General features: G+C 60.0%; 7 protein-coding genes and 1 tRNA gene. All 8 read right to left on the bottom strand.

Annotated elements, in window-relative coordinates:
* Window positions 1-1,113, bottom strand: a 1,113-nt coding sequence (locus tag ABYO54_RS10010; RefSeq protein WP_372808111.1) for an acyl-CoA dehydrogenase family protein, incomplete at its 3' end; no start/stop codon positions are given.
* A 155-nt stretch (window positions 1,114-1,268) separates the two neighbouring features.
* Window positions 1,269-2,192 carry a thioredoxin-disulfide reductase gene (gene trxB / locus ABYO54_RS10005; protein WP_372808110.1) on the bottom strand — a complete coding sequence of 308 codons (924 nt, stop codon included), beginning with the start codon at window positions 2,190-2,192 and terminating at the stop codon, window positions 1,269-1,271.
* A gap of 115 nt (window positions 2,193-2,307) precedes the next feature.
* On the bottom strand, window positions 2,308-4,365 hold the full coding sequence (locus tag ABYO54_RS10000; RefSeq protein WP_372808109.1) for an LPS-assembly protein LptD: 2,058 nt from the start codon (window positions 4,363-4,365) through the stop codon (window positions 2,308-2,310).
* Window positions 4,352-5,404 carry a tetratricopeptide repeat protein gene (locus ABYO54_RS09995; RefSeq protein ID WP_372808108.1) on the bottom strand — a complete coding sequence of 351 codons (1,053 nt, stop codon included), beginning with the start codon at window positions 5,402-5,404 and terminating at the stop codon, window positions 4,352-4,354. The genes ABYO54_RS10000 and ABYO54_RS09995 overlap by 14 nt, the downstream gene beginning before the upstream one ends.
* A gap of 67 nt (window positions 5,405-5,471) precedes the next feature.
* Window positions 5,472-6,992 (bottom strand): proline--tRNA ligase, encoded by a 1,521-nt coding sequence (gene proS / locus ABYO54_RS09990; RefSeq protein WP_372808107.1) that lies wholly within the window; start codon window positions 6,990-6,992, stop codon window positions 5,472-5,474.
* A 595-nt stretch (window positions 6,993-7,587) separates the two neighbouring features.
* Window positions 7,588-7,675 (bottom strand) — tRNA-Ser (locus tag ABYO54_RS09985).
* 80 nt (window positions 7,676-7,755) lie between these two features.
* Window positions 7,756-8,154, bottom strand: coding sequence for an NUDIX hydrolase (locus ABYO54_RS09980; RefSeq protein WP_372808106.1), 399 nt, complete (start codon window positions 8,152-8,154; stop codon window positions 7,756-7,758).
* Between the two features lie 10 nt (window positions 8,155-8,164).
* Entirely contained in the window at window positions 8,165-8,905 is a 741-nt protein-coding gene (locus ABYO54_RS09975; protein ID WP_372808105.1) for a ParA family protein, read from the bottom strand.
* Window positions 8,906-9,126 lie beyond the last annotated feature (221 nt).

Here is a 9,126-nt window from a genome sequence, read left to right as displayed (position 1 = left end):
GTCGCGCTGGATCTGGTTGGTGCCTTCGTAGATCTGGAGGATCTTGGCGTCGCGCATCATCTTTTCGACCGGATACTCCTTCATGAAGCCGTAGCCGCCGAGGACCTGCACGGCGTCGGTGGTAACGGACATGGCAACGTCGCCCGCATAGTATTTGCACATGGCGGAAATCTTGGAGACATCCTTCACGCCGGCGTCGAGCGTGTGGCACGCGGCGTAGGTGCTGGCCCGCGCGGTTTCGACCTTGGTGGCCATGTCGGCCAGCATCCAGGCGAGGCCCTGGTTGGCGATGATCGGCTTGCCGAACTGCTTGCGCACCTTGGCATATTTGACCGCTTCGTCGAGGGCGCCCTGCGCCAGGCCAACGCCCTGCGCGGCGATGCCGGGGCGGGATACGTCGAATGTTTTCATGGCGAGCAGGAAGCCCATGCCTTCGCGGCCGATCAGGTTTTCGGCCGGGACTTCGCAATCCTCGAAGATCAGTTCGCGGGTGGCGGAAGCGCGGATGCCGAGCTTGTCTTCCTTCTTGCCGAAGGAGAATCCGGGGGTGTCCTTTTCAACGATAAAACAGGAAACGCCGCGGGCGCCCTTGGCTTTGTTGGTGATGGCAAAAACGGTGTAGATGTCGGCTTCGCCGCCATTGGTGATCCACTGCTTGGTGCCGTTGAGGACATACTTGTCGCCCTTCTTGACGGCGGTGGTCTGGATGCCGCCGGCATCGGACCCGGCGTTCGGCTCGGTCAGGCCGAAGGCGGCCCATTTTTCGCCGGTGGCCAGCGGAGAGAGGTATTTCTTTTTCTGTTCGTCGGAACCGCCGATGATGATCGGGTCGGCGCCGAGGGCGTTGGCGGCGTAGGAAACGGAGACGCCGATGCAGTATTTGGACATGGTTTCAACGGCGAGGCAAAAACCGAAGTGGTCCGCGCCGAAGCCGCCGTACTCTTCCGGAATGTACAGTCCCATCAGGTCCATCTGGGCGAGTTCTTTCAGCAGGTCGCCCGGGAAAATGCCCTTTTCGTCGAGTTCCGCACGCACGGGAACGATGCGTTCCTTACCGAAATCGTCGATCAGGTTGACGATTTCCTGCTGATCTTCGGTGATGCCCCAATTGATATTTCCCATGTCTTCTTTCTCCTTGTTAGTTAACCCATTGCCGATTGCCGATTTCAGCTTGCCGGTTTGTGGAACGCGGTCGGTGTTGGCCTCTTAGAACAAGGCCGTCGCAGACCCTCAAATCGGCAATCGGCAATCCAAAATCTTCATTTGTTTTAGTCCCCTTGCGCTTCGAGGAAGCGTTCGGCTTCGAGCGCGGCGGCGCAGCCGGTTCCGGCGGCGGTAACCGCCTGGCGGTAGACCGAGTCGGAGACATCGCCCGCCGTATAGACGCCATCGATTTTGGTCTTCACGCCGTTTGCGATCAGATAGCCGACCTCGTCCATATCGAGCTGGCCGGCGAATGCTTCGGTGTTCGGTTTGTGGCCGATGGCCGAAAAGTAGCCGGACGCGGGGATTTCCTTCGTTTCGCCCGTGTTGACATCCTTGATGCGAACGCCCGTGACGCCGGAATCGTCGCCCAGGATCTCGTCGATGACCGAATTCCAAGCCATTTCGATTTTCGGGTGGTTGATGGTGCGGTCGGCCATGATCTTGGAGGCGCGCAGCTGGTCGCGGCGATGCACCAGCGTGACCTTGGAGGCGAAGCGCGTCAGGAACATGGCCTCTTCGCAGGCGGTGTCGCCGCCGCCGACGATAACGACCGGGACGTCTTTGTAGAACGCGCCGTCGCAGGTGGCGCAGGCGGATACGCCCCGCCCCATGAACTTTTGCTCGGACTCGAGGCCGAGATATTTCGCGGTGGCGCCCGTGGCAACGATGACGGTCTTGGCTTCGATGGGATCGCCCGCCATCATTTCAAGCTTGAACGGGCGCGCGGAAAAGTCGGCTTTGGCAACGGCGTCGTACTGCAGGAATTTTGCGCCGAAGCGCTCGGCCTGGGCCTTGAGTTTATCCATCAGCTCGGTGCCGTCGATGCCGTCGGGGAAGCCCGGGAAATTTTCGACTTCGGTGGTGGTGGTCAGCTGCCCGCCGGGTTGCATGCCCTCGATCACGAGCGGTTCAAGGTTGGCGCGCGCCGTGTAGATCGCGGCGGTGAGTCCGGCGGCGCCGGCTCCGATAATAACAACTTTTTCCATGGCAAATACTCCTCGTCAAAATTCGATTAATAACCTGCGGAGTGTAGGGATACGCGCCGGCAATTTCAAAGCCCAAACCCAAAAAAGCGCAGGAACCGCAGGATCCGGCGCGGGGCTAGAAGCTACTGGAGACGCGGGCCTTGGGGAAGGCGCTGAGACCGATGGAGAACATGATCCGCATCTCGTCGTCATCGTAGATGTGGTAGCCCAGGCCATAGCGCATGCAGCACCAATTCATGTAGCCAATCACGGCGGCCTCTTCGAGATCGCCTTGGCGGTCGTCGTAGCGGGCATAGGTTTCGAGCGAATATTTGCCTTCCGGATAGAGCTCGAGGCGCGGCGTCCAGAGCGAGCGCTCGCCGGACTGGTAAAGATGTTCCAAATGGATCGCGAACTCGTCGTCGCGGCTGTAGGAAAGACGGGTATCGAAAAACGGCACACTGCCGTCGTTCCAGTCCCAGGTCCCCATCGCATCGACCAGCCACCGCTTGGTGAGCGGCGCGCGGACATCCACATAGAGCGCGTCGAAATCGTTCCCGGAACCGTGGTCTTCGATGAGATAGTAGGTGTAGAGGTCGAGGTCGATGAAGCGAACCAGCTTCTTGTTGCGCTTGGTCTGGAGGACGTTGCGCAAACCGAGCTTCACCTTGTTTTCATCCTGCAAATAGTCGATATCGTCGAATTGATAGAGGTCGTTGGTGGCGACGGAGCTGTTTTGGTAGACGTAATCGACATAGGGCTCGATCTTGTGGCGGAGCCCCTTGCCGTACCACCGTTCGCGTTCGGAGAGGATCTTGGTGGCCTGGAACGCGGCCTGGACGCCCACGCTGGGGAGCTGGCGCATCTCGTCGCCGCCCGTTTCGGTGTCGGAATAGTAGGTGGCGCGATATCCCGCGCGCGGCACGAGGCTCAGGAAGCCATAGCGCTGCGGCATGTAGACGGTGTTGGCGGAATCGAGCCGCACGGAGTCGTAGGCGGCCGCCCCGGTGGTATCGATCGAGGAAACAACGCGATCGAGCGCGGCAACGCTGTTTTCGCTCTGGAAATAGAAGGGCGTACGGGGAATCTTCGTGCGGTAGACATCCAGCGAATATTCCCAGCGGTCGGTGTTGTCGTAGAAGTCGTTCAGCCGCTGGTTGGCGAGCGCCTCGGTACCGAGATAGCTGTTGCCGTAGGCGAGCGACGCATAGTTTTCGGGCTGGGCATAGCTGCGGTATTCGCTCTTGAAGAACTCCTCGATGATGGCCGGATCGCTCAAATAGTTGAACTTGGTGTTCAGATAGAACGTGTCGGTAAAGCGTTGCAGGTGCTCGAACTTCAAGCGGTAGCGGTCGTCCCCGATCTCGCTACCGACCTCCGACGATTCGCTGAACTTGGCGTAGGGGTCCTCGTCCTTCAGGTAGAACGCGGCGAACGTGCCGACGGCCTGCGGATACTCCCACGAAAAGGCCTGCCCCATCCCGACGCCGCGCTTGCCGTAGAGATTGAGGTCGGTGCTGGAATCAATCTGCTTGGTGAGCGGGACGGTGGCGTTGATCAGCGCATAGGGCCCCCACTCGCTGCCATAACCGAACTCGTAGCTGAAAATGCTTTTTTGCAGCTTGTGCCGCCAGTAGGGCCAATAGAAAACGGGCACCGAACCCACGTATACCGTGACCCCCTTCGCCGTAAGGTATTCCTCGTCCACCAGATAGGCCTCCTTGGCCTTGAGCCGGTAGTGGGCATGGTCCTTATCGCAGGTCGTGAAGGTGGCGCCGCTCAAGTGGTAGACGTTGGTGGAGACGCGCTCGACGCGGTCGACGCTCATCAACACGGGATCGAAGTCGAGCGTCGACGGCCCGAAATCCCCGGTCTCGGTCAAATAGTTGTAGTCCAGCTGCGATCCGTCCCAAATCACGTTTTCGCGCTCGAAATGGATGTTGCCCTCTATGCGCAGGTCGCCCGTTTCGGTATTGCCCGAAACGCGGTCGGCGGTGACGGTCGCGTTTTCGAAGCGGCCGGTGACCCCGCCGCTGGCAATGAGGATGGAGTTGGTGAATTCAAGCCGGGCGGCGGTGATGTCGATCGGCTCGTCGGGAATATCCTTCGGGAGATCGACCTTGGGGACGGCGGCGCACAGCAGCGGCATGCACGCCAGCGCAAACAGCATAGACCTGGGCCTAACCATCGACATTCTGCGCTTCCTTCGTAAACGGCAGCGGCCTCGAACGCGGGGCATCCGGCCGACGGGCTTCGATCGGCAAGGCCATCAGGGCCCGCAGCTCGGCAATGCGCTGCTCGGCCTCCGGCACCAGCTTGCTCTTGGGATATTCCTCGATCATCTGCTGGTAGCAGATGATGGCCGCCTCCGGCTTCTTCGGCACCTTGGCATAGAACGCGCCTTTGTCGTAGGCCCGCTGGGCCTTCACCTCGTAGAGCTCGTTGCGCATCTGGATGATTTCGCTGCGGCGCTCGGAATTCGGGAAGGTGGTGAGATAGACGGTGGTGGCGGTCAACGTGCGGTCGAGCACCTCGGAATTGGCGGGGTATTCCTTGCGGAATTCGACCAGGCAATCGATCTGCTGCCAGGCGGCCTCCTCGGCATAGTCGCTGTCGGGATAGCGGTAGCCGAGCACCCCGTAGGCGCTGATGGCCAGCTCGTAGTCCTTGGCATCCTGGTTGCACTTGCCGATCATGAACTGGGCCTCGGGGGCGCGTTCCCACTGCGGGCCGTTGCGGATCACCTGCTCGAAATAGTCGATTGCGTATTCCGGCGCCCGGTATCCGCCGAAGACCCAGCGCATGCGGCGGTGGTTCCGGATTTTTTCGGCGATCTCGAACTGGCGCTCCAGCGCCGAATCGTAGTGGCGCATTTGGCTCGAATAGTTGTCGATCAAGTATTGATAGGCCGAAAAGGCGTCCTTCCACTCCCCTCGCTCGAAGAGCATATCGGCCCGGGCGCGCGCGGCCCAGGGGGCCTCCTTGCTGTTCGGCCAGCGGCGGTAGAGGTAGAGCATCAGGCGGTCGGCCTTCTTGAGGGACCCCTTGTCGCGCATCCGGCAGGCGTATTCCCACTGCTCCGAAGGCGCCGTCATTTTTTTGTCGAAGACGGTGCGCAACGTCGCGCTGCCGCGGTCTTCGACCACATAGACATCCGACGCACTCCGGGTGCGGCACCCGGTTCCGGCCAAAACCAGCCCTGCAACCGCCAACATTAGTAATCGATTCAACATACGCATAATCCGGATAACTTAGGGAACGCGCGCCTTGCCGGCAATACGCAATACGAACTACGCCGCATTAATAGCTCTTGGCAAAAACAACGCGGCCGGAACTCGGCTTGCCGCAGCAGACGCATTGGCCCGCGCCGCTCTCGGCGCGATCGAAGGGAACGGTTCGGATCGTAACCGAAAGGTCGTCGCTGATCTTGTCTTCGCACGCCGAGCCGTCGCACCAATGGCTCATGGCAAATCCGCCGTGGGCCTCCGGACGCTCCTTGTTTTCCGGCGTGAAAAACGCCACGAACTCGTCGTAGGAGTCGAATTCCCGGGTATAGGCGGCCCGGTAATCGCGCGCCTTCTGCAACATGCCCTGCTGGATATCCTCGAGCGTCTGGGCAATGGTGGCCACGAACTCGTCCTTGTCGATGCCCTTCTTCTCGCCCGTATCGCGGCGCGCCATGAAGACGGAATGGTTCGCCATGTCGCGCGGCCCAACCTCGGCGCGCACCGGAATCCCCTTCTTGACCCAGCCCCAGCCCTTTTCGCCCGCGTTGATATCGCGGGCATCGATCACCACTTCGACCTCGCGCTCGTGGAACCGCTGCGTCCTGAGCTTGGCCGCAATCTCGTTGCAGTAGGCCAAGATGGCTTCGCGGTCCTCTTCCTGGCGGATGATCGGAAGAAGCACGACGTGGCTCGGCGCCAGGCGCGGCGGCATCACCATGCCGTCGTCGTCGCCGTGCGTCATGATCATGCCGCCGATCAAACGGGTCGAAACGCCCCACGAGGTGGTCCACGCAAACTCCTTGTCGCCCTCGCGGGCGGCATACTGGATTCCCGAGGCCTTCGCGAAATTCTGGCCGAGGAAATGGGAGGTGCCGGCCTGCAGCGCCTTGCGGTCCTGCATCATGGCCTCGATGCACAGCGTGCTCACCGCCCCCGGGAAGCGTTCCCCCGCCGTCTTTTCACCCGTCAGCACGGGCATCGCCATGTAGTCCTCGGCAAAGGTCTTGTAGACCTCCAGCATTTTGCGGGTTTCTTCCCAGGCCTCGGCTTCCGTTTCATGGGCGGTGTGGCCTTCCTGCCAGAGAAACTCGGCCGTGCGAAGGAACAAGCGCGTACGCATTTCCCAACGCACCACGTTCGCCCATTGATTGATCAGCAGCGGCAGGTCGCGGTAGCTCTGCACCCACTTGGCAAAGGTGGCCCCGATGATCGTCTCCGAAGTCGGGCGCACGATCAGCGGCTCTTCGAGCTCGCCCGCCGGATGCAGCTTGCCGTCTTCGCCCAGCTCGAGGCGGTGATGGGTCACCACGGCGCACTCCTTGGCAAAACCCTCCACGTGCTCCGCTTCCTTTTCGAGATAGCTTTTCGGGATAAAGAGCGGGAAATAGGCATTCACATGCCCCGTCTCCTTGAACATTTTATCGAGTCCGCGCTGGATGTTTTCCCAAAGGGCGTAGCCCCACGGCTTGATCACCATGCAGCCGCGCACGTCGCTGTTTTCCGCCAACTCCGCCGCGCGCACCACCTGCTGGTACCATTCCGGGTAGTTTTCGTCGCGGGTCGGCGTGATCGCCGTCTTTTTCTGCTTTGCCATAATAATTCCAGTTCATCGTTGTGGGTTATCCGTTATCCGAAAAGCATGCTCCCGACGAACCACCGAAAACCCGCCCCCGATAACCGCCGCAAACGCGGCTCCTATAAAAACGAAGGGCGGAATCTACAGGAGCCCTCTACGGATTTCACGCGAAAAAGACAATGACGCACAACGCCCGCACCCCGACCGGCCGGGAACGCAACCATGGGCTCCGGACTGCCCCACGGGAAACGGAGCCTATCAGGATAAAGCAAAGCAACTTGCGGGCACTGCCCTTACTAGTTGAGCGCCAACGGCGATGAATGCCCGGCGCGGCAAACACGTTCAAGCACAATACGAAAGCGGAAAGCCCACCCCATATCGCACTCAAACCTCCCGGAACATTGGAACATTTATGGCGAGTAGGCAAAAAACAAGGGCGCTAATTATTCAATCAGCGCCCCGGAAATTACTTGCAAAAGTGGCGGAGAGAGAGGGATTGCCATTCCCGGTGGTCATTGCTTGCGCAAGCGCAAGCCGCGCTGCGCGTCGAACCGTCGGTTCTCATCCCTCTCTTTCATGAAAAAAGGCCGCTGAAAACCAGCGGCCTTTAAAGTGGCGGAGAGAGAGGGATTCGAACCCCCGGAGGCTTGCGCCTCTCCGGTTTTCAAGACCGGCGCCTTAAACCACTCGACCATCTCTCCGTGTGGAAGAAGGCGGAATGTATCGATTGGGAAGGATTCAACGCAAGCCGTTTTTGCCCCGAATCAGGACCGCGCCCGATCTATCGTTCGAATTCGGAACTGAAATCGCGCAGGCATTCTCGCAGCGCACTGGAATCGATGAGTTTGAAGGCCTTGGAAACGGAGACCACCACGCGCTTGCGGCGGTAATCTTCCTTCCATTTTTTGCGGATGGAGCGGACGTCGAGCGCATAGAGCGTGAGGCGCACCCGCTCGCCGCTTTTGATGACGACCTTGGTGCGGTAGGCCCGCTTCTTGAGGAGCTTGCCTTCCACCCCGGCCTCTTCGAGCGCTTCAAGCTCGGCGGTCCCCTGCTTGCCGTGCTCCTTTTCGTACTGCCCTTTCGGGAAAATCCAATAGCCGGCGGCGCTGGTAACAAGCACCACCTTCAATCCTTCATCGCCCCGGATGAACGGAATTGCGCCATATTGCTTTTGCATCTTTAAAATCCTAAATCCGTTGCTCCAACTCGGCCCAAACCTCCTCGTAGGCGCGCGCGGCGGACTTGCGTCCCGCATACGACAGCGCCGGCGCGCGATGGATCCCCATCTTCTCGATATCGGAAGAAAAGGGAATCGTGTTTTTCAAGAATCGTTTATGTTCGGCGCGCAGCCGCTCCATGGAGTCGATATGCAACCGCTTGCTTTTCTGGACCATGGAAAAGACGGGGATGATTTTTTTGCGGGGTAGGTTGTTTTCCTTGAAGAAATCGTGGAGCTGTTCGAGCGTCCGCTCCGAAAGCGTGGTGGGGATGACGGGGACCACGATCTTGTCCGACGCCCGGAACACGTTTTCGGAGAGGCGCGATATATTGGGCGGGCAATCGAGCACGATCAAATCGTAGTCGCGGTTGACCGACTTGAGCGCCTTCTTCAAGCGGGATCGGCTGTGCTTCATGCGCGAAAGGAAAATGTCGAAATCGCGGAAGTCGCGGTTGGCGGGCAGCAGGTCGAGGTCCTCGAAGTCGCTGGCCCGGATGGCATGGGTGAAATGCCTCACGTCCTTGAAGAAGCGGGCGTCGCCCAGCTTTTTCGAGGGCTTGACGCGGAAGTAGAATCCGGAAGCGCCCTGCGGATCGAGATCGCACAGCAGCGTGCGCTTGCCGCGGCATGCGGCGGCATAGGCCAGATTGACCGCCGCCGCAGTCTTGCCGACGCCGCCCTTGTTGCTATAGCACGAAATGATTTTCATGGTTGTCCCTCTGTTTTTTTTTACGACCGCGGCCCAAACGGAACGAGGTGGACGGGCGGATTTTTGCCGCGCCGACTCACGCCGATTCCCCGCCTGTTTTAACGGCGAACCGTTTGTTGAAAGCCTGCCGGGTTTGCCGGTTGGCGAATCCCGCGAGCCCGGCTTCGACCTCGCCGCGCGCCTGGAGCTGGAGCTGGTAAAGGGTGGCAACCAGGGCGCCG

This window comes from Pontiella sp. (genome assembly GCF_041622395.1).
In the GTDB taxonomy this organism is placed as follows: Bacteria; Verrucomicrobiota; Kiritimatiellia; order Kiritimatiellales; family Pontiellaceae; genus Pontiella.
This window is presented reverse-complemented; position numbering and strand designations above follow the sequence as displayed.